The organism is Bradyrhizobium sp. HKCCYLRH3059 (assembly GCF_051168035.1).
Taxonomy (GTDB): Bacteria; Pseudomonadota; Alphaproteobacteria; order Rhizobiales; family Xanthobacteraceae; genus Bradyrhizobium.
The window spans coordinates 42,209-65,392 of the sequence record NZ_JBNPUF010000015.1; the positions used below are offsets into that span (position 1 = coordinate 42,209).

24 protein-coding genes are annotated in these 23,184 nt (G+C 64.9%); 13 read left to right on the forward strand and 11 right to left on the reverse strand.

Annotated features, from left to right (window positions below; genetic code table 11):
- The first annotated feature begins 16 nt into the window (after positions 1–16).
- Positions 17–625: a cob(I)yrinic acid a,c-diamide adenosyltransferase gene (cobO, locus tag ACQR13_RS31280; protein ID WP_315718430.1), complete on the forward strand. Its 609-nt coding sequence runs from the start codon at positions 17–19 to the stop codon at positions 623–625.
- Positions 626–629: 4 nt separating this feature from the next.
- Positions 630–2,123, forward strand: coding sequence for a cobyric acid synthase (locus tag ACQR13_RS31285; protein WP_315754531.1), 1,494 nt, complete (start codon positions 630–632; stop codon positions 2,121–2,123).
- Here ACQR13_RS31285 and cbiB read toward each other — a convergent pair.
- Positions 2,110–3,081 (reverse strand): adenosylcobinamide-phosphate synthase CbiB, encoded by a 972-nt coding sequence (gene cbiB / locus ACQR13_RS31290; RefSeq protein ID WP_316194002.1) that lies wholly within the window; start codon positions 3,079–3,081, stop codon positions 2,110–2,112. The two genes, ACQR13_RS31285 and cbiB, sit on opposite strands and share 14 nt — an antisense overlap.
- Before the next feature lie 37 nt (positions 3,082–3,118).
- Here cbiB and cobD point away from each other — a divergent pair, with 37 nt between their 5' ends.
- Positions 3,119–4,174, forward strand: coding sequence for a threonine-phosphate decarboxylase CobD (gene cobD / locus ACQR13_RS31295; protein WP_315754534.1), 1,056 nt, complete (start codon positions 3,119–3,121; stop codon positions 4,172–4,174).
- Here the strand turns inward: cobD and ACQR13_RS31300 are convergent.
- The 3 genes from ACQR13_RS31300 to cobT are packed head-to-tail and all read right to left on the reverse strand — an operon-like array spanning position 4,171 to position 6,535.
- A complete protein-coding gene (locus ACQR13_RS31300; RefSeq protein ID WP_316171915.1) occupies positions 4,171–4,890 on the reverse strand; it encodes an adenosylcobinamide-GDP ribazoletransferase in 720 nt (239 codons plus the stop codon). The genes cobD and ACQR13_RS31300 overlap by 4 nt on opposite strands.
- On the reverse strand, positions 4,887–5,480 hold the full coding sequence (locus tag ACQR13_RS31305; RefSeq protein ID WP_316171914.1) for a histidine phosphatase family protein: 594 nt from the start codon (positions 5,478–5,480) through the stop codon (positions 4,887–4,889). The genes ACQR13_RS31300 and ACQR13_RS31305 overlap by 4 nt, the downstream gene beginning before the upstream one ends.
- Complete coding sequence (cobT, locus tag ACQR13_RS31310; RefSeq protein ID WP_316203082.1) at positions 5,480–6,535, reverse strand: nicotinate-nucleotide--dimethylbenzimidazole phosphoribosyltransferase; 1,056 nt, start codon at positions 6,533–6,535, stop codon at positions 5,480–5,482. The genes ACQR13_RS31305 and cobT overlap by 1 nt, the downstream gene beginning before the upstream one ends.
- 143 nt (positions 6,536–6,678) lie before the next feature.
- Here cobT and ACQR13_RS31315 point away from each other — a divergent pair, with 143 nt between their 5' ends.
- Positions 6,679–9,036 carry an Orn/Lys/Arg decarboxylase N-terminal domain-containing protein gene (locus ACQR13_RS31315; RefSeq protein WP_315754541.1) on the forward strand — a complete coding sequence of 786 codons (2,358 nt, stop codon included), beginning with the start codon at positions 6,679–6,681 and terminating at the stop codon, positions 9,034–9,036.
- 8 nt (positions 9,037–9,044) lie between these two features.
- On the forward strand, positions 9,045–9,617 hold the full coding sequence (locus ACQR13_RS31320) for a GNAT family N-acetyltransferase (protein ID WP_315828438.1): 573 nt from the start codon (positions 9,045–9,047) through the stop codon (positions 9,615–9,617).
- 9 nt (positions 9,618–9,626) lie between these two features.
- Here the strand turns inward: ACQR13_RS31320 and ACQR13_RS31325 are convergent, their stop codons facing one another.
- On the reverse strand, positions 9,627–9,839 hold the full coding sequence (locus ACQR13_RS31325; RefSeq protein WP_315754543.1) for a hypothetical protein: 213 nt from the start codon (positions 9,837–9,839) through the stop codon (positions 9,627–9,629).
- A gap of 431 nt (positions 9,840–10,270) precedes the next feature.
- Positions 10,271–11,320 (reverse strand): hydroxyacid dehydrogenase, encoded by a 1,050-nt coding sequence (locus ACQR13_RS31330; protein WP_316194004.1) that lies wholly within the window; start codon positions 11,318–11,320, stop codon positions 10,271–10,273.
- Between the two features lie 149 nt (positions 11,321–11,469).
- Here ACQR13_RS31330 and ACQR13_RS31335 point away from each other — a divergent pair, with 149 nt between their 5' ends.
- The 3 genes from ACQR13_RS31335 (at position 11,470) to ACQR13_RS31345 (ending at position 13,101) form a co-directional block, all read left to right on the forward strand.
- Entirely contained in the window at positions 11,470–12,021 is a 552-nt protein-coding gene (locus tag ACQR13_RS31335) for a thiamine pyrophosphate-binding protein (RefSeq protein ID WP_316184497.1), read from the forward strand.
- Positions 12,018–12,617, forward strand: a complete 600-nt coding sequence (locus ACQR13_RS31340) for a thiamine pyrophosphate-dependent enzyme (RefSeq protein ID WP_316166990.1) — start codon at positions 12,018–12,020, stop codon at positions 12,615–12,617. Before ACQR13_RS31335 ends, ACQR13_RS31340 begins: the two co-directional genes overlap by 4 nt.
- A gap of 130 nt (positions 12,618–12,747) precedes the next feature.
- The gene (locus tag ACQR13_RS31345) at positions 12,748–13,101 is read left to right on the forward strand and encodes a VanZ family protein (RefSeq protein WP_315718418.1); all 354 of its coding nucleotides are present in this window, start codon (positions 12,748–12,750) and stop codon (positions 13,099–13,101) included.
- A gap of 52 nt (positions 13,102–13,153) precedes the next feature.
- Here the strand turns inward: ACQR13_RS31345 and ACQR13_RS31350 are convergent, their stop codons facing one another.
- Complete coding sequence (locus ACQR13_RS31350; RefSeq protein ID WP_315718467.1) at positions 13,154–13,543, reverse strand: DUF1236 domain-containing protein; 390 nt, start codon at positions 13,541–13,543, stop codon at positions 13,154–13,156.
- Between the two features lie 948 nt (positions 13,544–14,491).
- Between ACQR13_RS31350 and ACQR13_RS31355 the strand changes: the two genes are divergently transcribed.
- From ACQR13_RS31355 to ACQR13_RS31370, 4 genes are all read left to right on the forward strand, one after another.
- The gene (locus tag ACQR13_RS31355; protein WP_316173084.1) at positions 14,492–14,998 is read left to right on the forward strand and encodes a hypothetical protein; all 507 of its coding nucleotides are present in this window, start codon (positions 14,492–14,494) and stop codon (positions 14,996–14,998) included.
- 349 nt (positions 14,999–15,347) lie between these two features.
- On the forward strand, positions 15,348–15,767 hold the full coding sequence (locus tag ACQR13_RS31360) for a hypothetical protein (RefSeq protein ID WP_315754553.1): 420 nt from the start codon (positions 15,348–15,350) through the stop codon (positions 15,765–15,767).
- Between the two features lie 103 nt (positions 15,768–15,870).
- Positions 15,871–16,332 carry a hypothetical protein gene (locus ACQR13_RS31365; protein WP_315754555.1) on the forward strand — a complete coding sequence of 154 codons (462 nt, stop codon included), beginning with the start codon at positions 15,871–15,873 and terminating at the stop codon, positions 16,330–16,332.
- A 230-nt stretch (positions 16,333–16,562) separates the two neighbouring features.
- Positions 16,563–17,966 (forward strand): TAXI family TRAP transporter solute-binding subunit, encoded by a 1,404-nt coding sequence (locus tag ACQR13_RS31370; RefSeq protein ID WP_315754557.1) that lies wholly within the window; start codon positions 16,563–16,565, stop codon positions 17,964–17,966.
- 171 nt (positions 17,967–18,137) lie between these two features.
- Here the strand turns inward: ACQR13_RS31370 and arr are convergent, their stop codons facing one another.
- On the reverse strand, positions 18,138–18,551 hold the full coding sequence (arr, locus tag ACQR13_RS31375) for an NAD(+)--rifampin ADP-ribosyltransferase (protein WP_434844214.1): 414 nt from the start codon (positions 18,549–18,551) through the stop codon (positions 18,138–18,140).
- Between the two features lie 221 nt (positions 18,552–18,772).
- Here arr and ACQR13_RS31380 point away from each other — a divergent pair, with 221 nt between their 5' ends.
- Complete coding sequence (locus ACQR13_RS31380; protein WP_316203076.1) at positions 18,773–19,597, forward strand: hypothetical protein; 825 nt, start codon at positions 18,773–18,775, stop codon at positions 19,595–19,597.
- 81 nt (positions 19,598–19,678) lie between these two features.
- Here ACQR13_RS31380 and ACQR13_RS31385 read toward each other — a convergent pair whose 3' ends face one another.
- The 3 genes from ACQR13_RS31385 to gcl form a co-directional block, all read right to left on the reverse strand.
- On the reverse strand, positions 19,679–19,924 hold the full coding sequence (locus tag ACQR13_RS31385; RefSeq protein ID WP_316203077.1) for a hypothetical protein: 246 nt from the start codon (positions 19,922–19,924) through the stop codon (positions 19,679–19,681).
- A gap of 598 nt (positions 19,925–20,522) precedes the next feature.
- Positions 20,523–21,314, reverse strand: coding sequence for a hydroxypyruvate isomerase (gene hyi / locus ACQR13_RS31390; RefSeq protein ID WP_434844213.1), 792 nt, complete (start codon positions 21,312–21,314; stop codon positions 20,523–20,525).
- 34 nt (positions 21,315–21,348) lie between these two features.
- A complete protein-coding gene (gcl, locus tag ACQR13_RS31395) occupies positions 21,349–23,136 on the reverse strand; it encodes a glyoxylate carboligase (protein WP_315718411.1) in 1,788 nt (595 codons plus the stop codon).
- Positions 23,137–23,184 lie beyond the last annotated feature (48 nt).

Below are 23,184 nucleotides of genomic sequence, written 5' to 3' on the forward strand. Positions count from 1 at the left end.
CCAGGAGAAAATGCCGATGACCGGAAGCGCCGACGATTCACGCCACAAGGCGAAGATGGAGAACCGCAAGGCGGTGCAGGATGCCGAGGTCGCCTCCAAGACCGTGGAGAAGGGCCTGCTGATCGTTCACACCGGCAAGGGCAAGGGCAAATCGACGGCGGCGTGGGGCCTGATGCTGCGCGCACTCGGCCGCGGCTTTCGCATCGGCGTCGTGCAGTTCGGCAAAGGTGCGTGGGAAACAGGCGAGCGCAAGGCGATCGAGAAGTTCGGCGATCAGGTGTCGTGGCACACGCTCGGGGAAGGCTTTACGTGGGAGACGCAGGATCGTGCGCGCGACGTCGCCGCGGCCGAGCGCGCCTGGGCGAAGGCTAAGGAGCTGATGGCGGATCCGTCGATCCGGCTGCTCGTCCTCGATGAGCTCAACATCGCGCTGCGCTACGATCACCTTGATATCGCAGACGTCGTCGCCACGCTCGCAGGGCGCCGTCCCGATCTGCACGTCGTCGTCACCGGCCGCAACGCCAAGCCGGAGCTAATCGAGGCCGCCGATCTCGTCACCGAGATGAACCTCGTGAAGCATCATTTCGCGGCCGGCGTGAGGGCGCAGGAAGGCATCGAGTACTGAGTTCATGAGCGCGCGGGCCATCATGTTCCAGGGCACCGGCTCCGACGTCGGCAAATCGCTGATCGTCGCGGGGCTCGCGCGCGCGCTGACATTGCGCGGCCTCAAGGTGGCGCCGTTCAAGCCGCAGAACATGTCGAACAACGCCGCCGTCACCGCTGATGGCGGCGAGATCGGCCGTGCCCAGGCGCTGCAGGCGCGCGCGGCGCGGCGGCCGATGACGGTGCACATGAACCCGGTGCTGCTGAAGCCACAAAGCGAGATCGGGTCGCAGGTCGTGGTGCAGGGCCGCGTCATCGGCACCGCCAAGGCGTCGGCCTATCAGGCGATGAAGCCGCAACTGATGGCGGCCGTGCTCGACAGCTTCCATCAGCTCGCGGCGGATGCCGACATCGTGCTGGTCGAAGGCGCAGGCTCCGCCTCCGAGATCAACCTGCGCGGCGGCGACATCGCCAACATGGGCTTTGCGCAGGCGACGCAGATTCCGGTGGTGCTGATCGGCGATATCGATCGGGGCGGCGTGATTGCGAGCCTGGTCGGCACCAAGACGGTGATCCCGCCGGACGATGCCGCGCGCGTGGCGGGTTTCCTCGTCAACAAGTTTCGCGGCGACCCCGCATTGTTTGCGTCGGGCATGAACGAGATCGCGCAGCGGACGGGGTGGACATCGCTCGGGCTCATTCCACATTTTCCGGATGCGCGCCGCCTGCCGGCGGAGGACGCGCTTGGCCTGGCTGAACGCGGATCATCGGGAGGACAGCGACCGAAGGTCGTCATCCTCGCCTATCCGCGCATCTCCAATTTCGACGAGTTCGATCCGTTGCGGCTGGAAGATGGAATCGATCTGCAGTTCTTGCGGCCTGGCACGCCGATCCCCGGCGACGCATCGATGGTGATCCTGCCGGGCTCGAAGGCGACGATCGCCGATCTCGCCGCCTTGCGTGAAGTCGGCTGGGACATTGATCTCCGCGCGCATCTTCGCCGCGACGGCCGCGTGCTCGGCATCTGCGGCGGCTATCAGATGCTGGGGCGCGTGATCAGCGATCCGGATGGGCACGAGGGTGCAGCTGGTTCCGTCGCGGGACTTGGCCTGCTCGACGTCGAAACGACACTGACCGATGACAAGGCGTTACGCGAGGTCCAGGGCACGCTGACGCACGATAAGCTCTCGTTCCGCGGCTACGAGATGCACATCGGCCGCACGGAGGGACGGGCGACACAGCGCTCCTTCCTCACCTTCTCCGATGGCCGGCGCGATGGCGCCATCGCGCCTGATGGCCTGGTAGCCGGCTGCTACGTGCATGGCCTGTTCGCCGACGACGGCCTGCGCAGCCATTGGCTGCGCGGCCTCGGCGCGACGACCAGCGGCCTCTCCTATGAGATCGATGTGGACACGACGTTGGATGCACTCGCGGCGCATCTCGAGCGCTACGTCGACGTTGACCGCATCCTGGCATTGGCGAGCAAGCCCGCGCCGCCCGTGGCGGCTACAGGATCCTGACCAGGACGAGTCCTGCGACGACCAGGGCTTGAACCAAACAGGCCAGCCGATACAGCCGCAAGGCCTGCCGGATGTCGGACGCGTCGAGATCGGCGCGCCCGTCGCCCATCCAGGCATCGGTGACGAGATGACCGTGATAGACGCGCGGCCCCGCCAGGCGCAGTCCGAGCGCACCGGCCATCGCCGCTTCGGGCCAGCCGGCGTTGGGCGAACGGTGCTTCGATGCATCGCGTGCGACGGCTCGCACCGCGGCCGAAGCCGAGGCGCTCGGGATGCAGGCCGCGGCGGCTGCGATCCACAGCGCGGACAGGCGCGAGGCCGGAAGATTGACGAGATCGTCGAGCCGCGCCGCCGCCCAGCCGAACGCGCGGTGACGGTCCGAGAGATGACCGATCATACTGTCGGCGGTGTTGAGAGCCTTGTAGATCAGGATGCCCGGCAGCCCGCCGACGACGAGCCAGAACACGGGTGCGACGACGCCATCGGAGAAGTTTTCTGCCAGGCTCTCGACCGCGGCCCGCGCGACGCCGGCCTCATCCAGCCGCTCGGGATCGCGGCCGACGATCATCGAGACGGCTCGGCGGCCACCCTCGAGCCCCTCCTGCCCCAGTCCCTCTGCAACCGCGGCGACATGCGTGTCGAGACTGCGCTGGGCCAGCAGGCTGCTTGCCGCCACACCAAGGATGATGGTTGCGACCGGTTCGCCGACGAGCGCCTGCATGACCCATGTTGCGGCGAGACCGGTGGCCATCATCCCCGCGACGAGCAGGCACACGAGCGCAATGCCGCGCGCGCGTCGTGCGGCAAAGCCGTCTGCTGCCCTGTTCCAGCGGCGGTCCCCCCATGCTATCAGCGCGCCCACCCACATCACGGGATGACCGATCCGCTGCACCAGGACCTGGGGATAACCGACCGCCGCCTCGACGAGGAGCGCCGTGAGCGCGAGAGAGACGAACATCGATCTCCGCTGAAGGAAAGACATGTAAAGGAAAGAGATGGACGACAGAGCGACTAGCATGCGCGCGGACGAGCCGGAAGCGATCCTTCACGGCGGCGATCTCGCTGCGATCAGCCGTCGCTATCCGGATGCGCCACAGCCGTGGATCGATCTGTCGACCGGAATCAACCCGATCCCCTATCCCGTGCCGGCGATCCCGGCTGAGAGCTGGGCAATGTTGCCCAGCAAGCTCGACGAGCAGGCGCTGTTGTCCGCTGCTGCCGCACGCTACGGCGTGCGGACACCCGCATCGATCGTTGCAGCCGCAGGCACCCAGGCGCTGCTCCAGATCCTGCCGCGTCTTCGCGCTCCAAGTTCGGTTGCCGTGCTGGCGCCCACCTACGAAGAACATGAGCTCTGCTGGCGCAGCTGCGGCCACCAGGTGCGTCTGGTCGACAAGGTCGAAGCACTGGCCGAAGCAGACGTCGCCATTGTGGTCAACCCGAACAATCCCACGGGGCGATTGATGCCACGCGCCACACTCCACTTGCTGGGCGTGTTTCTCGCCCGTCGCAACGGTTTGCTCGTGGTGGACGAAGCCTTTGCTGATTTCTGTCCCGTTGAGGCAAGCCTGATACCGAATTTGCCGCCAGCCACGCTGGTGTTGCGATCGTTCGGAAAGGCTTACGGTCTGGCCGGATTGAGACTCGGTTTTGCCGTCACGTGCCAGGACCTGGCCGATCAACTGCGCCGGGCGTTGGGGCCATGGGCCGTGTCTGGACCTGCGCTCGCGGTTGGCTCGCTTGCTCTCGCTGACGACCGATGGCTGCAGGAGGCACGCGTGCGGCTGATGTCAGACGGACAACGCCTCGATACGATGCTGACCACGTCCGGCTGCAGGATTCACGGCCCCCCTACGTCCAGGGCTCTTGGAGGAACGCCGCTGTTCAGACTGGTCGAGAGCACGGATGCTGCCGCATTGGCCGAGCGGCTCGCCCGCCATGGCATCCATGTCCGGCGTTTTCCGGCTCAAACAAGCTGGCTGCGCTTCGGCCTGCCGGGCCATGAGACAGGCTGGCAGCGGCTGGCGCAGGCGCTCGGCAGCGCGTCCTAGCCGAGAACGCAGGCGGCAAGCAGCAGCGTTTCCGTGACCTCGATGCTGGCGCCATGGCAATCGCCGGTGATGCCGCCGAGCCGCCATTGCCAATAGAACGCGATTCCCGGAACCAGAGCGATCGCGATCAGCGTCGGCACCGCACCGGCCAGCGCGCCGATCGCGAGCGCGCCGCCCCAGGCGACGATGACGTTCCAGCCGACGCTGTTCGAGATGCTCGCCCCCAGCCCTGGCTTCAACGACAGCAGGGTCTTATTGCAGATCAAAGTCCCCCAGCGTGCCCAGGCCGGGATCAGCACCAGCGCCCAGGCCGTCGGGCCCGTCGCCAGCTCGGCGATCAGCACCAGCTTGGCGGCGATCTGCAAGCTGATCGCGACGACGGCAAAGCTGCCGGCATGGGGATCGCCCAGCACGGCGATGAAGCGTTCCGGCCTGCCATGCGAGGCGCCGAACGCGTCGGCGACGTCGCCGAGCCCATCGAGATGCAGCGCGCCGGTGATCCCGATCCAGGCGACCAGCACGGTCAGCGCGACGATCCAGGGATCGGCATCATGAAAAAGGCGGGCGACCAGCGCCAGACAGGCGCCAATCACCAGTCCGGCTGCCGGAAACCAGACCGACGCCCGTGCAAGATCGTCCGGTCGCGACTCAGCGACCCGCGGTGTCGGCAGCCGTGTCAGGAACTGCAATGCGATCCAGAATTCACGCAGACTCATGGCTGGATGATCTCGACGATTTCGCCCCAAGATACACCATCACCGCCCTGCCCGGCTTCGAGCGTGATCCGCGTGCCGGGCCGGATGCGCAGGCTCCACAGCTGGCGCAGCGGCCAGCCGAGCAGATGCGAGAGCGCTGCGCGCATGGCGCCGCCATGCGCAACCACCAGAACCGGCGCAGGCTCGGGCCGGGTAAGGATACGATGTGTTGCGCGCGCCACTCGCGCCTGCAAATCGGACCAGCTCTCACCGCCCGGCGCCCGGACCTCAGCATCGGCATGGAAGGTGTCGAGCAAGGCTTCGCCTCCGGGCTCCGCGGCGATGTCGCGATGCGTCCGCCCGTCCCAGAGGCCGAAATCGAGCTCGCTCCAATCCGCGTCGATGTCCAGCGCGCAGCCGGTCAGCCGGGCATAATCCTCCGCTGCCGCACGTGCGCGCGCCAACGGCGAGCTGACGACGCTGCGCCAGATCCGACTCCGCGTCTGCCGCCGGAATTGATCCCAGCCGGGCTCGCTGAGCGGCGGGTCGGTGCGGCCGTCGAGATGGCCGTCCCGTCCTGTCGTCCCGTGCCGCAGCAGATCGATCCGCATCAGGACTTGGCTCCCGAGACGGCGGCCTCCGCAAAGGTGGCCATGCCCCCGTGGAGCGCGCAGGCCAATCGGATGATCGGCAGCGCAGTGGCGGCGCCCGAGGCCTCGCCGAGCCGCAGATCGAGGTCGATCAGCGGACGGGCACCGAGCGCGTCGAGCACGATGGCGTGGCCGCGCTCGGCCGAGCGATGCGAGAACAGCAGCCACGGACGGCAGGAGGGATTGAGGCGGACGGCGACCAGCGCCGCGACCGAGACGATGAAGCCGTCGACCAGCACCGGCCAGCGCCGCTGCGCGGCGGCGACGATCGCGCCGGCCATCGCAATGATCTCGAAGCCGCCGACGGCAGCCAGGACGTCCGCGACGGCCGCTCCCGCCGTGAGCCCGTGTCGCCCCAACGCATCGGCAATCACCGCAGCCTTCCTCGCCCGCCCGGCGGCGTCGAGCCCGGTGCCACTGCCGACGATGTCCGCGGGCGCGCATGACAGCAGCGCGGCGGCGATGGCTGCCGCCGACGTCGTGTTGCCGATCCCCATCTCGCCGAAGATCACGAGCTGCGGCGCGTGATCGGCCTGCCGCGCCACCGCGCGCCGTCCGGCGTCGGCCGCGAACGCGACCTCCTCCGGCGTCAGCGCCGCCCCGGTGCTGAAGTCGCGCGTGCCGCGCCGCGGCTTGTCGACGACGACACCGGGCACCGGCTCATCCGCCAGCGTACCGACATCGACCACCTCGAGCGGACAGCCCAGGCTGCGCACCAGCACCGAGATCGCCGCGCCACCGGCCGCGAAGTTGTGCAGCATCTGCACCGTCACTTCCGGCGGATACGCCGACACGCCCCGTGCCGCGATGCCATGGTCCCCCGCGAACAGCACCACCGGGACCCTATCGGCCCCCGGCCGCTCCAACGCCTGCAGCGCCGCCAGCTCGACCGCCACCTGCTCCAATCGCCCAAGGGCGCCAATCGGCTTGGTCAACTGGGCCTGGCGTTCCAGCGCCGCCTGCCGATGGAGCTCGGACGGGGCCACACAATCAAGGCTGATCCATTCGGGAAGCACCACGGATCCTTTCAGCATCACTCGGGTTCAGGACGATTGCCACTGCGAGGCGGCCGAGACAAGCTCCGTGAGGCGCCCTATTGTCATCGAACCGTCATCGAACGTGACGACAGGTGGCTGCCCACGCAGCCCGAAAGACTCTCATGGAATACTTCCGCCGTTTCACCTTCCTGTTCGCCGCGCCCGTCTTCGAGACCGACGACCTTGCGGGCGTCCGCTTCAACCAGATCATCGAGGAGATCCAGCGCTCGGGCTTCGAGGTGGTGCGCGCCCGCAAGCTGGAGGACGCCGAGATCGCCGTGCAGACGGATGCCGCGATCGGCTGCATGGTCGTCGATTGGGGCAAGAAGGGCCTGGAAGGCAAGACGGCGTCGCTGATCAACCTGATGCGCCGTCGCGGACTGGACTTCCCGATCATCCTCCTGATCCGCCGCAAGCGGTTCGAGGATCTGCCGGTCGAGGTGCTCGACTTCATCGACGGCTATGTCTTCCTGTCGGAGGAGACGCCCGCCTTCATCGCCAAGAACCTGGTCAGCCGGCTGAAGCAATATGCCGAGACACTGAAGACGCCATTCTTCGGCGCGCTCGTCGACTACGCCGAGGAAGGCAACCAGCTCTGGACCTGCCCCGGGCACAATGGCGGCGTGTTCTATAGCCGCAGCCCGATCGGCCGGGTCTTCGTCGAGCATCTCGGCGAGGCCGTGTTCCGGGACGACCTCGACAATTCCGTGCTCGATCTCGGCGATCTCCTGACCCATGAGGGGCCGGCGCTGCGCGCGCAGAAGGAAGCGGCGCAGATCTTTGGCGCCGAGAAGACCTATTTCGTCCTCAACGGTACCTCGACCTCCAACAAGGTCGTGCTCGGGGCCCTGGTCACCGACGGCGACCTCGTGCTGTTCGACCGCAACAACCACAAGGCCGCCCATCACGGCGCGCTGCTGATCTCCGGCGGAGTCCCGATCTACGTCCCAACGGTTCGCAACCCCTGGGGCCTGATCGGCCCGATGCGCTGGGATCTGCTCGATGAGGAGCACCTCCGGCAACAGATCCGCGACAACCCGCTGGTCAAGGATCCTGACGCCTGGCGCAAGCCGCGCCCGTTCCGCGTCGCGGTGGTCGAGCAGTGCACCTATGACGGCACGATCCACAGCGCCGAGATGATCCTGAAGCGGATCGGGCACCTCTGCGACTACATCATGTTCGACGAGGCCTGGGCGGGCTTCATGAAATTCCACCCGCTCTACGCCGGCCGCTTCGCCATGGGCCTCGGCGATCTCGGGCCCGACGCTCCCGGCATCATCGCCACGCAATCGACCCACAAGCAGCTCGCGAGCTTCTCCCAGGCATCGCAGATCCACGTCAAGGACCGCCACATCAAGGGGCAGCGGCGGCGGATCGAGCATCGCCGCTTCAACGAAAGCTTCATGCAGCACGCCTCGACATCGCCGTTCTACCCGCTGTTCGCCTCGCTGGACGTCGGCGCACAGATGATGAAGGGCCGCTCCGGTGAGGTGCTGTGGGACGACACGATCCGGCTCGGCATCGAGTTGCGCAAGAAGATCCGGGCGATGCGCCGCGAATTCGAGGAGAAGGAGAAGGATCCGGCGCGGCGCTGGTTCTTCGAGCCATTCGTTCCGGATCGCGTATCGATCCCCGATGCGGCCAATCCCGGGGCTAGCCACGACGTGGCCTGGGAGGCGCTCTCGACCGACCAGCTCTCGACCGATGCCGCGCTGTGGCAGCTCGCGCCCGGGGCGGCATGGCACGGCTTTCCGGATCTCGCCGCTGGCTTCACCATGACCGACCCCAACAAGCTGACCCTGCTCACCCCCGGCTTCGATCGCACCACCGGCGGCTATGCCGATCACGGCATCCCGGCTCCGATCGTCGCGCAATATCTGCGCGAGAACCGCATCGTGGCGGAGAAGAACGACCTCAACTCGTTGCTCTTCCTGCTGACGCCGGGGGTCGAGGCGAGCAAGGCCGGAACCCTGATCAGCGGTCTGGTCGCCTTCAAGCGGCTCCACGACGACAACGTGCTGCTGGAGGACGCCATTCCGGAGTTCACCCGCAAGCGCTTTGCGCGTTACGGCATGCTGCGGCTGCGCGACCTCTGCGCCGAGATGCACCGCTTCTACCGCGAGGCCGAGGTGAGCGCGCTGCAGGCGAAGCAGTTCCAGCCGCAGCACTTGCCCGAGATCGCGATGTCGCCGCGCGAGGCGGCGCGTGCGTTGATGCGAAACGAGGTCGACTACCTGCCGATCGACCAGATCGCCGGGCGCATCGCGACGACGCCGTTCGTGGTCTATCCGCCGGGCATCGCCACCATCGTTCCGGGCGAACGGCTGTCCGAACGCGCCCAGCCGATGATCGATTACCTCAAGATGTTCGAGCGGGCGTTCAACGCCTATCCCGGTTTCGACGTCGAGATCCAGGGGCTGTACAAGGAGCTCGACGAGTCCGGCCGGATCCGGCTCCATACCTATGTCTGCGCAGAGTAATTCGAACCATGGACAGCGCGATCACGGCTCGCGAGACCGAGCCGCCGGTCCTCGTCAGGCCGTCACGCGACGAAGATGTCGAGGCCATGCTCTCGATCTACCGGCGGCACGTCCGCCGCGGGGTCGAGGACAGCGCCGCCGGTTCCGGGGCGCCCGAGCCGGACGATCTCAAGCAGCGGCGCAAGAATCTGCGCAATCATCGGCTGCCACATCTGGTCGCGACATTCCGCGGCGAGGTCGTGGGCTATGCCTATGTCGTCCTGTTCAGGAAGCGGCCAGCCTATCGGTTCGCGGTCAAGCATTCGATCTATGTCCACCATGAGCATCTCGGCCGTGGTGTCGGCCGGCTGCTGATGCAGGCGCTGATCGATGCTTCCGCAGCGGCCGGATATCGCCAGATGATCGGCTATATCGACGCCGACAACGTCGCCTCGCTCGGCATTCATGAGCGCTTCGGGTTCGCCAGGGTGGGGCTGCTTCCGGGCGTCGCCTACCGTTACGGCCGCTGGTGCGACACCGTGATGGTGCAGCGCTCGCTGGGCCCCGGGGCCAGCGACGCGCCGGCTGGGCTGCGCCGCTGAGCCGCAAGGTCAGGAGGGAAAGTCGGCCGCCTTCACCTCGATGCGGTCGGCATGCAGCGACCAGTCGCGCAGCTCCTGCTGTTCGCAGAACCGGGACTTTGCGATCTCTGCGGCTTCGCCTTCGCTCTCGGCCTCAACCTCCAGCGTGCTCTGGCAAATCTCGCACTGGCGGCCGTTCTCGCCCAGCACGTCCTTCATGAAATGGATGACATAGCGCGACATGCAACCTCCCGTCTCTCACGGAGTGCTCGGAGGTGATGTTACCGCGCTTCCCAGCTCGCTGTTGACCGATATCAAGCGGTCGATGCAAATATTTGACGCAGCTCGTGGAACCGGCGCTCAGGCGCCGACCGAAGGCAGGCTCGCCGCGGCGATTGCGACGAACTGCGAGACGGCGCGACGGACGCGGCCGTGGGTCGACTTCAGGATCGCGTTCAGCCTGCGCATCGGACCAACTTCCCTTCCGCGCCGAGCGAAAAACGTGGCCTAAGCTCATGGCGCCACAGGAAAAATGATCAGCCTCCATCGTGCTGTCGAGACAGCTCGGAAAATAGCAATGTCCGCTTCGCGGAAGCCGCCCGGGAGAGAAGATTTGTTGCCACCTCGCGGCTTGCGACGCATGAAATCTTCTCCTCGCAATTCCTCTCTCCCGGCTAGGCGGGTGTCACTCCGAATGCCTCGCGGAAACGGGCGCTGTAGCGCGGCCAGGCCTCGGGGTTGATGAGGCGCGGCGGCCGCCCGCCGTCGAGCGCGGCGAGCAGTTGCTCGGCGGCGATCCGGCCCATGTTCTGCCGCGCCTCGCGAGTCACGCCGGCCGTATGGGGACTCGCCAGCACGTTGTCGAATTGGAGCAGCGGATGGTCCGGCGGCGGCGGCTCCTTGGCCCAGACGTCGAGGCCGGCGCCGGCGATGCGCTTTTCGCTGAGGGCGGTGAACAGCGCCTCCTCGTCATGGACGAAGCCGCGGGCGGTGGTGACGAAATAGGCGCTCGGCTGCATCAGTGCGAACTCGCGGGCACCGATCATGCCCCGGCTCTCCCTCGTCAGCGGGCAGTTGATCGAGACGAAATCAGAGCGCCGCATCAGGTCATCGAGTTCCACCTTCTCCGCGCCGCGTGCCGCGATCTCCTCCGGCGAGAGATACGGGTCATAGGCCAGCACCGTCATGCCGAGGAGGCCGCGGCACAGCTCGGCAACCCGGCGGCCGACATGGCCAAGCCCGACGATGCCGATCGTCCGCCCCTGCACCTCGTTGCCGATCAGATCGTTGCGGTTGACGTCGCGCTCCCGGCGCAGCCGGCGGTCGGACTGGATGATGCGCTTCGACAGGGTCAGCATCATGCCGAGCGTGTGCTCGGCCACCGAATGCGCGTTGCCGCCGGACTGGTTCACGACGAGGACGCCGGCCCCGGTGCAGGCGTCGACGTCGACCGGGTCGTATCCGGCCCCGTTGCTCGACACGACGAGGAGGTTTGGGGCGCGGCGCAGCAGGTCTGCATCGACATGGAAGCGCGGCGCGAGTTCGTCGCGGGCCGCCCCGATCTGGTAGGCGTGAGCCGCCGCGAGGATCGGCGCCGTCTCGGCCTCGGAGCTCTCGTTCTCCAGCCGGTCGAGCCGGACGTCGGGGCGTGCGGCGAGCAGCTCGCTGAAGATCGGGTGCGCCAGATATTTGACGTAGAACACGCGCTTGGAATTCGCGGCCATGAACAGGCGACCTCCTGGTGTCTTGGTTCTTGATGTCGGACTTGAAAGGCGGATGCCTGACCGGCCGGGCCGGCATGTTGACAATCGTCCCGGTGCCGTCAAGCTCAGCGCCAACAGCGCCCCCATCAGGGACGACCGGAGGAACAGCAATGGCCGCCGATGCCGATGCGGCGCGATCCGCAAGCACCGTGCCGAATTGGCACGAGATCGTGCTGCAGACCTTCAAGCGCAACGCCGTCGACCTCATCCCCTACGTTCCCGACCGCGTCCTGACGCCGCTGATCCACAGCCTGCACGACGATCCGTTCTTCACGACGTTTGCGACGGCGCGCGAGGAGGAAGCGGTCGGCATTCTCGCAGGCGCCTGGATGGGCGGGCGGCGCGGCGCGCTCCTGATGCAGACATCGGGCTTCGCGACCTTGCCCAACGTGCTGGCCTCGCTGGTCGTGCCCTGCCAGATCCCGCTGATCATGATCGTGTCCGAGCGCGGCACGCTCGGCGAATTCAACTACGGCCAGTCGCTGGTGTGCCGGACCATGCGCCCCGTGCTCGATGCGCTGGCGATGGAGCATCACACCATGACGCGCCTCGACGAGCTCGAATTCATCATGGACCGCTCGATCAAGCAGGCGGTGGCGACACAGGCGCCGGTGGCGCTCATCCTGTCGCCGCTGCTGACCGGCGGAAAGGTGTTCGCATGAGCGCGACCATCAGCAACACCAAGGTCATGAACCGCACCGACCTCACCTGCCGGCTGGTCGCGAAACTCAAGCACGAGGAAGCTGTCATCGGCGGCATCGGCAACACCAATTTCGATCTGTGGGCGGCGGGCCCGCGGCCGCAGAATTTCTACATGCTCGGCAGCATGGGGCTTGCCTGCCCGATCGCGCTCGGCGTCGCCCTGGCGCAGCCGCAGCGCCGGGTGTTCGCGCTCGAGGGCGACGGCTCGCTGCTGATGCAGCTCGGCTGCCTGACCACGATTGCGACGCTGGCGCCGAAAAATTTGGCCATCATCGTCATGGACAACGGCATCTACCAGATCACCGGCAGCCAGCCGACCTCGGCCCGGCAGGCCGACATTGTCGCCATTGCCGCCGGTTGCGGCATTGGCGCCAGCCATTGGGCTGTAGACGAAGAGGATTTCGAACGCTTGATCGATGTTGCGTTCGAGGCGCCCGGTCCAGTGCTGATTGCGGCGAAGATCGACGACAAGCCCGGTACGGGCGCCACCAGGCGCGATCCGGCACAGATCCGCGAGCGCTTCATGCAGGGTCTGGGAGTCCGGCAGCCGATCTGAGGCGCCGGACGAAAGCTGTTCGCGGTACGATGAGAAGGCCATGTTCCGGCTTCCGAGCCACGTTAACTAAACCGGTGCCTCAAGCGACCGTGACCCCGGTTCGTGGCCCGGAACGTGCTAAGCAGCGTCCATGAAGATCGCGATCCGCCTCTCGGCCTGGCTGCTCGCCGCAGCCGTTGCCTTCGCAACGCTGGGTCCGCCCAGCTATAGGCCCCATTCGCAGCTTGGACAGGACGGCGAACACGCCCTCGCCTTCATCCTGATCGGCCTTGCGTTCGGCCTCGCCTATCGCAGTCATCGGCTGCTGACCACCGGGATTGCGGTGATCCTGATCGGTGCACTCGAACTCGCGCAGTTCCTGGCGCCAGGGCGTCACGCACGGCTGGAAGACTTCGTCGTCGACGCCGCGACCGCCTGCATCGGATTCGGCCTGTCCGCGGCCATCGACTGGCTCATCCGACAGATCCGCACGCAAACCGCATGACAAGAGGCCCCGCCGCTGATGCGACGAGGCCCCTGCCTGTCAGAATGTCAGATCACTCGATGATCTTGATGACGCGGCGGGTGCGCGGATCGACGATCACGCGGCGATCGTTCACGACGGCATAGCGATACTCGGTGTAGCGCGGTACCGGACGCAGTTCGACGGTGGCGGGCAGCGGCTCGCCGACCACGACACGCTCATGGACGACCACCGACGGCGCGCGCTCGGCCTCGATCGAGTTGATGACCGCGTTCGGAATCTCCAGGCCCGCACCGACGGCGGCGCCGACCGTGCCACCAACCATGGCGCCGACCGGACCGGCAACGGCGCCGCCGGCCGCAGCACCATTGGCGGCACCTTCGACGGTCGTGGACTGGGCGAACGCAGCGGTCGACGCCAGCAGCGAGGTGGCGATCAGCGAAACGGCAAGACGGGTTCTCATCATTGTCTCTCCTCCAGTGCTTTCGAGATGCCGTTCAACACCAAGGGATCGCCTGCAGTTCCGGTTCCAAATGGCCGAAACTTCATCATGCCAAGGGAACCATCATGCCAAGGGAACCAAGCCTCGAACTCTTCACCATCGTCGGAGATGATGGAGAGATTGCTCAGTTGCTATCCACGTTTCAAACAACCGCGCGCAGGTTCGCACTCTCGCGGCGGATCACGCCCGAGTCCTGCGATCGATCGCCCTCCGATGACATCGAGAGGGCGCAGGGAATGCCGGGTGAAGGCCTCACCCATGGCCCGCCTGCTGAAAAAAATGCAGGCGGCAGGTACCACAGGCAAAGCCGATCAACCGGCATTCCCTGCGCGGCGGTCTTAACGCTTCTTTCGCGCTCTCCTCGGGGACCGGCTGATTGACCCCGTCGCTCGCGCGAGAGCTAAGCTCTCGTCGCGCGCTTGACCTCGGCACCGGGAGGCCAGGACCACACGACTTCGCGTCCGTGATGTGTCGTTCGTCCGCATGCGCAAGCACATGCTGCGACACCTCACGGCCACCGCATCCCTGCCCCACGTGTCGTGACGATCGCGCGCAACGTCCCTCTCATCGAGGCAGGATGCGCACATCATGCACGATTTCTGAAAAATGGAAAGCGATTTCTTGGCTTCGCAGCGATGTGCGCGAGATCAGCTTGATTTCGTGGACGAATTCGATTCGTCCGATGCGGCGTGTCGTAGCCCTGACGGCGCGCGTTTCAACCACGTGCGCACAAAGTGCCCAGACTGATTTGCCCGACGAGCGCGTGCAACCCTTGTCCTTCGGATCGCTTCTGGCCCGTCACGACCTTCCCGGTCGATGGCGGCGATGTCCGCGCTGGAGGCCACATCGGAGCAAATCGTGGAATGGTCGGCAGACAGCTCTTGACCAAAGTGGAACCGGCAGCCGTTATTGCGCAAGGCGATGGAGTTCGATCGATCGGATGATGGACAGATGAAGCTGGTGAGGGTGACGCTGGTCGCAGCGTTCATGCTTGGGAGCATGCAACCGAGTCATGCCGCCGTGCGCATTGTTTTTGATCAGGGCGGGCGGATCGGAAACTACATCGACAGGTTCAAGGTTTTACGCGACTTCGGCGCGTCCGTCATCATCGACGGGATCTGCGCCGGCGCCTGCACGCTCGTGCTGGCGTACATTCCCCACGACAGCATCTGCGTGACCCCAAGAGCCGTATTCGGCTTCAGGGTCGCCGACAATCCTGGGCCCGATGGGAAGGCTATTCCCAACCCTGAAGCCACGCAGATGCTCTATGATCGTTACCCACCCGCGGTCAGGCAATGGATTACGCGGCACGGCGGCATGACCGCGCGCGCGATCTACCTCCGCGGCCGGCAACTCCAAGCGCTGTATCGGCCCTGCACCACCGATGTCGAAGGTGGACGCGGCCAGCCACGGTAGCCAATGCCCACGGATGATGCTGCGCCGGGTCACCATGACGAGGCGATCCCGCAGTGGCCGGGCTCGAGGCCACCCAAGAGTTCTCGGATTCAAATCCCGACTCTGAAGCCGAGCCGCGTCTTGAATTGCTAGAGGACTGTAAACGCGCCGGTGATTTTGACGGCTTTACGCCTCAACGGCAGCTTGCGTTTTGTCGGCGATATTACGGGCTCACCTCGTGAAGCTGCCATGTCTGCTTCGGACCATGTCGGACCTTCCCGTCTGCGGGGCAGGTCCGTTGTTAGGGTCGAATCGGAAGCAAGCGGTCGGGCGCGTGGAGGGCGCGTTTGACCCATTGCCGACATCAATGATGGCTGGCACTATTGTCGTAATGACGAACGACTGGCTTGCAGACATTGTGATTGTGAATGAGAGCCGCGACGAGGCCACGGCTGGCGACGTCTCCGTCTTTCGGAGCGCGGGAGAGGCTCGCAATTGTCTGGAGCATTGGTGGGTCGATCGCAGTGAGGGATTTGCGTTCACCGCCGCCGGACATCGCCTCACACTTGGTGTGGACGAGGAGAGAAGAGTAATTGTCACCCGCCAACAAGACGCGCCGGCCGGCACGGAGCTGGTGCGGGGTTGGCTGCGCGCCCAAGCCGCTGCCGTTTTGGATGTGCGAAGGAGCCGGGCGAGAGAAGGCAAAGCGACGCTTAGCCGTTCCGAGGAACAAGGGCTGCTTCCCACGTCCGTTGAGGGACTAATCGCCTACATCGGATTCAACACGTGACATCCGCTCATGACCCACAGCGGTCATTTGCCATTGGCCATGATGGATGGCAGGATTCGCCACGGGGTCGCGGTGTCCGTATTGCCTACCTGAGAAAAGTCCGATGGTAGATGACCTTCAAGTGGAAATGTTACCTCCGATCCGTGGGGGAATGGTGCTGCGGTTCTCCTCGGGCTCGCAAAAATTCGAGGCCGACTTCACAACGCGCGTTTTTCCTTTCTTCGAAGCATTTTGTGATGCGATTCGCGTTTTGTATGATGGCTTCCTAGACGATAGAATCCGCCTTCTAATAGGCGCATCTGAGTGCGATCTGTGCCTGCAAGCTGCGGCTCAATCCTCGCAGGCTGTCCTGAAGATAAATCTCTGGCCGGATCACAAGCGCAGCGCCTTAGTCCCGGAGCCGACTGTGTTCAAATTCGCCGGTGCGCGGCAGGAAATTATATCGCCGTTTGTCGCAGCTCTCAGGCACGTGCGAGCTAATATAACCGATGCGAACTTTAAGCGGGAATACGGGGCGCCCTTCCCAACATCGGCGTATGCCGCTTTGATGCAGCGTGCACAATGACCGAATTTGGCCCTTTCCGGACCTTCCGGAGTGGCGCTGAGAATGTCCGCTCTCGGGCCCGATCGGAAGTAGGCGCCGGAGTGCCTCAGGGCCCCTTTTGACCCCAAGCGACCCACCAAGGCTTGCTTTCATCAACTCTCGCCAGCCGACGGAACATTCCGGGTTGACACCGGTTCGCCCAAGTTCCAGTGCGCTTGGAGCCGACACGCGTTTTCTCAAGGGGTCCGCTGATGTCATCGTCCGATGTGGTCAGGAGTGCTCACGACCGCCGTCAACGAAGGCTGCTGATCGTGTTGGCCTTGGGATTTGTCGCCTTTGGCGCCGCTGCGGCCGGCCTGTTCTACGTCTTGCAACCCGAGACTCTCCGGATCGCCGTCGGACCGGCGGCGAGCGACGACCACAAGGTGGTCCAGGCGATGGCCGACGCCTTCGGTGAGGAAAGCAGGACCGTCCGGCTCTCCCCGATCACGACCGGCGGAGCGGCTGAATCCCTGGCCCTGCTGGCCGCCGACAGAACCGATCTGGCGGTCGGCCGCGGTGACCTCGGCATGCCGCCCGACGCGCAAACGCTGGCGGTCCTGCGCAAGAACTATGTCGTGCTGTGGTCGCCCTCCGGGCGACGCGGCAGCGAGCCCAAGCAGAAGGCCGGCGGCAAGATCGGAGATATCGCCCATCTGGCAGGTCACAAGGTCGGCATCATCGGGAGGACCGGAGCAAACGTCGCTGTGCTCCAGACCATTCTGGAGGGGTCCGGCGTGCAACCCGATAGGGTTGCCACGGCGCAATTCGGGACAGACGAGATCGAGAAGCTTGCGCAAGACCCCACCCTCGATGCGTATCTCGCCGTCGGTCCGCTCGACAGCAAGATCACGGTGGACGCCATCACCGCGACCTCCCGAGCCCGCGGAGCTCCGACGTTTCTTCCGATCGAAGCATCGGAGGCCATTGCCCTGAAGCATCCGCGCTACGAGGCCGAGGAAATTCCAGCCAGCGTCTTCAACGCGAAACCGGCCTGGCCGGAGGACAAGGTCGACACGATCAGCGTCAATCACCTGATCCTGGCCAAGAAGGAGCTTTCAGAAGCCAAGGCGGCGGCCTTCTACCGGCAGCTTTTCGCGGTCCGCGACACGATCACGCAAGGCCTCGCCGGCGCTTCGCACATCACGAAGCCCGATACCGAGAAGGAGACCGAGCCTTCCGTACATCGAGGCGCCGCGGCGGTGATCAACGGCACGGAGCGAACCTTTCTGGACAAGTACAGCGATTATTTCTGGTTCGCCTTGCTCGTACTTTCCGGCATCGGTTCGGCCGCCGAATGGCTGCGCCGCTATCTGAACCGGGATGAACTGGAGGACGACACCAGCGGCCGCAACCGCATTCTTGCGGTGGTTTCGGAGGTGCGCAATGCCGGCTCGGAACACGATCTGCTGAGCTGGCAACGAGAGGTCGACGGGATCATCGCCGAGACACTCAAGGGCTATGACGATGGAGCCATCGAACCAGAGGACTTGGCGGCATTCGGCTTGGTCCTCGAACTCTTCAACCATGCCGTCGCCGAAAGGCGAGCGACGCTGCCGAGCGGCGCCCCCGATCAATCATGGACGCCAAGTCCAACCCTCGCCTCTCGGCGATAGGCTCGGCTCATGAGGAGGAGATTTCGTGCGTCGACACCAGTTCGAACGCACCTTGCCACCGGACTTTTTCGATGTTCTGGACGGAGGGCGCCGCGTGGCGAGCGCGTCGCAGCATCCGCAAACAGCCATCGGGCGCGACGGATCGACGGCAGTGCGATGCCGCCGCGCCGTTCAGTCGATGATGCCCGGCCCTTCGGTCATTGCGCGCGCAACGCCCTCCTTCATCTGCCTCACCACATCCGGCGCGTGCCCCTGCCAATGAACGACCTCGGCAATGACGCGCAGAGGCGCGCGGGATCGATGAGACCGCGTCGGATTTCCCGGGAACTTCTTGTCCGTCAGGTTCGGGTCGTCAACGAACGGACCTGTGGGCTCGACGACGTAGATCCGTCCCCGTCCGTCACCGGTAGCCAACTCGGCGCCCCAGATCGCCGCATCCAGCGTCGCCGTGAAGTAGACCCAGGACATCGGCTGCGCCTCGGTGAAGTTGGACGGATACCCGACAGCGATCAGGTCGCCCGGCCGCAGATCGGCGCGCGTGCCGTGGAAGAAGGATTGCGCAAACACGGTCGCAACAGATGACATCAGTGACCTCGGATGGGTTTCCAGCACTCGTCGTCTGCCGCGGAGCGACGGTCGAATGCAAATAACTGTTTCGTCAGGTGAGGTCATTGTCGCCGAGGCTTTTGCATCCTCGGGGACCTTTCTATTAACCGAAAGTTCAGCGCTTGCGGTGCTTACAGTAGATCAAGCGAGATACTGCAACCGGAGCGAGGGTTGCCAGATACGACAAGTGGACCGGGGCCATGGCTGAGGTTGGACAAAGGCAATATGGCGCAGCCAGCATCTCCCCCGGCGCAAAAACTCCCGACTCGACGAGGCGGATTGTCCGCTTGGTCCTTACGACCGCGCTGATCGCATACTCCTTCTTCGGTTGCACGTCTTTTGGTCACGCAACCGATCGTGATCCGCTATTCGAGAAGCACGAGTCCGTCGAAGAGATGGTCAATGGACACGCATCTGATGACGAACTGTTTCGAGAGTATCCATCTCTCGAGAGCACACCAATTCCGATCGCGTTTGGCAGCAAGATCTACAAGATCCCACGCAATTATCTGGTCGATTTGAGCAGGCCAGATGTCGAGCCGACCAAGAATACGATCTTCGAGATTCGTGTCCTGCTTCCTGGACTGGTGCCAAGGACAGCGGACAACGCCAACAAGTTCCTGAAACCTCCCTATTACGGCGGACTTGGAGATCAATTGAACGCGACGATCCACGGCTGGCAGAAAGAGCTGGATTTGTCCGCACGACAGCTTGAGTGGAATCGCTGGTGCGCCGACAAGGGACCGGGCGTATTCCGGGCGGTCGAATCCGGTTACCGTCTATGTGAGGCTGCCGACCAAGAGCTCTACTTCAAGGACACGACCGAAGGCCCTCTGATATTTGCCTGCGATAAGCTCACGAACAAGAACCCCGGCTGCACGATTGCGGACGCGACTGGGGCGCAATGGGGTGTCCTGTCCTTAGAATTCAGCCGCAAATATCTCTATCAGGCGGACGAGATCCGAAAACGATTTCGGTCTCTTCTGGAGTCTTTTGCGGAGGACCAAGCACTTCTTCGTCCGTAGCGATGGCGTGGCCGCAACCTCGCGAGGGTCAAGCATACTGGACTGCCCACTCGGTAAGAAGATGATCCGGTGCACCCGGGCCTACCACGCGACCAAATCATAAGTGATGCCCTCGAAACTGGCATCGACACGGACGAAAACCGGAAACCAGAAAAAGTGAGCCGCAGTCGGGAGCTTGCCAAGGTGTCGAACGACATTCAGGTTGGGGACCGTGTCAGGCTGCTTGGCCTGCCTGATTGGCTGGTGCATGACCTTCCCGCCAGCGAGCAAGCGGAAATGCGCGGCTTTATCGGCCAATCCTGCGCGGTCAATGAAATTGACAGCCATGGCTACTACTGGCTTGGATTCGGTACGACTATCGTCGACACAGATGGAGCTCGCTACAGTGGTCACTCATTCTGTGTCCCGCGAGACTTCATCGAACGAGACCCTCTGGACCAGCCTCCTCCATAAAAGTTGCAGCCCTTGCCTAGGTACAGCCATCGGGTAGCAACGATCGAGATCGGCCGCGCCGGCTCGGTACGAATGTCTGTGGCCATCTGCGACACACGTCCCGTGTGACTGCTCCCCGGCCCTCTCAGCGCGAGCGAAGCTCGTCGCGCCACCGTGACGAACGGGGAGAGGGAACGCACGATGCTCGGCGGGAGAACCTGCAACGCGAGATCGCGCAGCGACCAGGCCAACGTCAAAAGCGCACTTTGCCTCCCCACCGGCATCGCGGGCGCGCGTTAGCGCGAGCCGGGAATCCGACCACAACGGTCTACGATGGCGCGAGCCGCGTGTGGCCTCAGCTCGTCCTGTATTTGCCATCCGTGGGTATGGACTCCGGGCTCAGCCGCTGCGCGGCTGCCCCGGAATGACGGCGGAGCACATTTCGGTGACCGTGCAACCGGCGCCATGTGGCGCAATCGTGTGAGCCGAAAACTCAGCTCACGGGAACGATCGTGCGATCGGTCAGCCAGCCCAGCCCGTCCACCGTCGTCGCCTGCGGCTTGTACTCGCAGCCGATCCAGCCGCGATAGCCGATCGCATCGAGGTGGCGGAACAGGAAGGCGTAGTTGATCTCGCCGGTGCCGGGCTCGTGCCGGCCGGGATTGTCGGCGAGCTGGATGTGGGCGATGCGGGCGAGATGCTTCTGCATCGTGCGGGCGAGATCGCCCTCCATGATCTGCATGTGGTAGATGTCGTACTGGACGAACAGATTGTCGGACTCGACCTCCGAGATCAGCTGAAGCGCTTGTGCCGTGCGGTTGAGGACAAAGCCGGGAATGTCGAGCGTGTTGATCGGCTCGATCAGCAGCTTGATCCCCTGCGCCTTCAGCGCGGTCGCGGCGAAGCGCAGGTTGCGGACCAGCACCTGGTTGAGCTCGCGCGGATCGGCATCTTCGGGCGCGATGCCGACGAGGCAGTTGAGCTGGCGGCAATCCAGCGCCTTCGCATACTCGATCGCGCGACGCACCCCGTCGCGGAATTCATCGACACGATCCGGCAGGATCGCGATGCCGCGCTCGCCCGCGGCCCAATTGCCGGCGGGCAGATTGTGCAGCACCTGCGTCAGCCCGTGACGCGCGAGCTGCTCGCGCAGCTCGGCCTTGTCGAAATCATACGGGAACAGGTATTCGACGCCGCCGAAGCCGGCCGCCTTGGCGGCGGCGAAGCGGTCGAGGAACGGCAGCTCGTTGAACAGCATCGTGAGGTTGGCGGCAAAGCGCGGCATGTCATGGGTCCTCGACTGAGTGCGATGGCTGCGGTCAGGCCGGCTGCAAGGTGCGCGCCGGCTCGGCCGGCGTCTCGTCGACCGGCAGATCGAGCACCTCTTCGAACTCCACGACGTTGTCGATCTCGGTACCCATCGCGATGTTGGTGACGCGTTCGAGCACGAACTCGACCACGACAGGCACCTGGTATTCCGCCATCCATTCGCGCGCGGTCGCGAACGCAGCCTGCGCCTGGCGCGGGTCGGTGACGCGGATCGCCTTGCAGCCGAGGCCCTGCGCGACCGCGACGTGGTCGACGCCATAGCCGCCGACCTCCGGCGCGTTGATGTTCTCGAACGAGAGCTGCACCTGATAGTCCATCGAGAAGCCGCGTTGCGCCTGGCGTATGAGGCCGAGATAGGCGTTGTTCACGACGACGTGGATGTAAGGCAGGTTGAACTGCGCGCCGACCGCGAGCTCCTCGATCAGGAACTGGAAGTCGTAGTCGCCGGAGAGCGCGACGATCTCGCGCCTGGGATCGGCGGCGCGGACGCCGAGCGCGGCCGGCAGGGTCCAGCCGAGCGGCCCCGCCTGCCCCGCATTGATCCAGTGGCGCGGGTGGTTGACGCTGAGGAACTGCGCGCCGCCGATCTGCGACAGGCCGATGACGCTGACATAGCAGGTGTCGCGGCCGAACGCCTTGTTCATCTCGTGATAGACGCGCTGCGGCTTGATCGGCACCTGGTCGAAATCGCTGCGCCGGAGCATCGTGCGCTTGCGATCCTGGCACGCCGCCGGCCACGCCTGCCGCTCGCGCAATCTGCCCGCCTTGCGCCACTCGCGCGCGACGGTGATGAACAGCTCGAGCGCCGCCTTGGCGTCCGAGACGATGCCGAGATCGGGATTGAACACGCGGCCGATCTGGGTCGGCTCAATGTCGACATGCACGAAGCTGCGACCCTTGGTGTAGGTCTCGATCGATCCGGTGTGGCGGTTGGCCCAGCGGTTGCCGATGCCGAGCACGAAATCGGACTCCAGGAAATTGGCGTTGCCATAGCGATGGCTGGTCTGCAGGCCGACCATGCCGGCCATCAGCACATGATCGTCGGGAATGGCGCCCCAGCCCATCAGGGTCGGCACGACAGGAACGTTCACGGTTTCGGCGAACGTCACGAGGAGTTCGCTGGCATCGGCGTTGATGATGCCGCCGCCGGCGACGATCAGCGGCCGCTCCGCGGCATTGAGCATCTCCAGCGCCTTCTCGATCTGCTTGCGGCTCGCCGCGGGCTTGTAGACCGGCAGCGGCGTGTAGGTCTCGTCGTCGAACTCGATCTCGGCGAGCTGCACGTCGAGCGGCAGGTCGATCAGCACCGGGCCCGGACGGCCGGAGCGCATGATGTGGAACGCCTGGCTGAACACCCGCGGGACGAGGCCGGGCTCGCGCACCGTCACCGCCCACTTGGTCACGGGCTTGGCGATCTGCTCGATGTCGACGGCCTGGAAATCCTCCTTGTGGAGCCGCGCGCGCGGCGCCTGGCCGGTGATGCAGAGGATTGGAATGGAGTCTGCGATCGCCGAATAGAGCCCGGTGATCATGTCGGTGCCGGCCGGGCCCGAGGTGCCGATGCACACGCCGATGTTGCCGGCCTTGGCGCGGGTGTATCCCTCGGCCATGTGCGAGGCGCCCTCGACGTGGCGGGCGAGAATGTGCCGGATCGAGCCGCGCCGTTGCAGCGCGGAATACAGCGGATTGATCGCGGCGCCGGGAACGCCGAAGGCGCAGGTGACGCCTTCCTTCTCCAAGATTCGCACCGCAGCATCGATCGCCCGCATCTTCGCCATCTCGCGCTTCCTCTTTTGGTTGATGCGCGAGGATCGCTGCTAACGGCT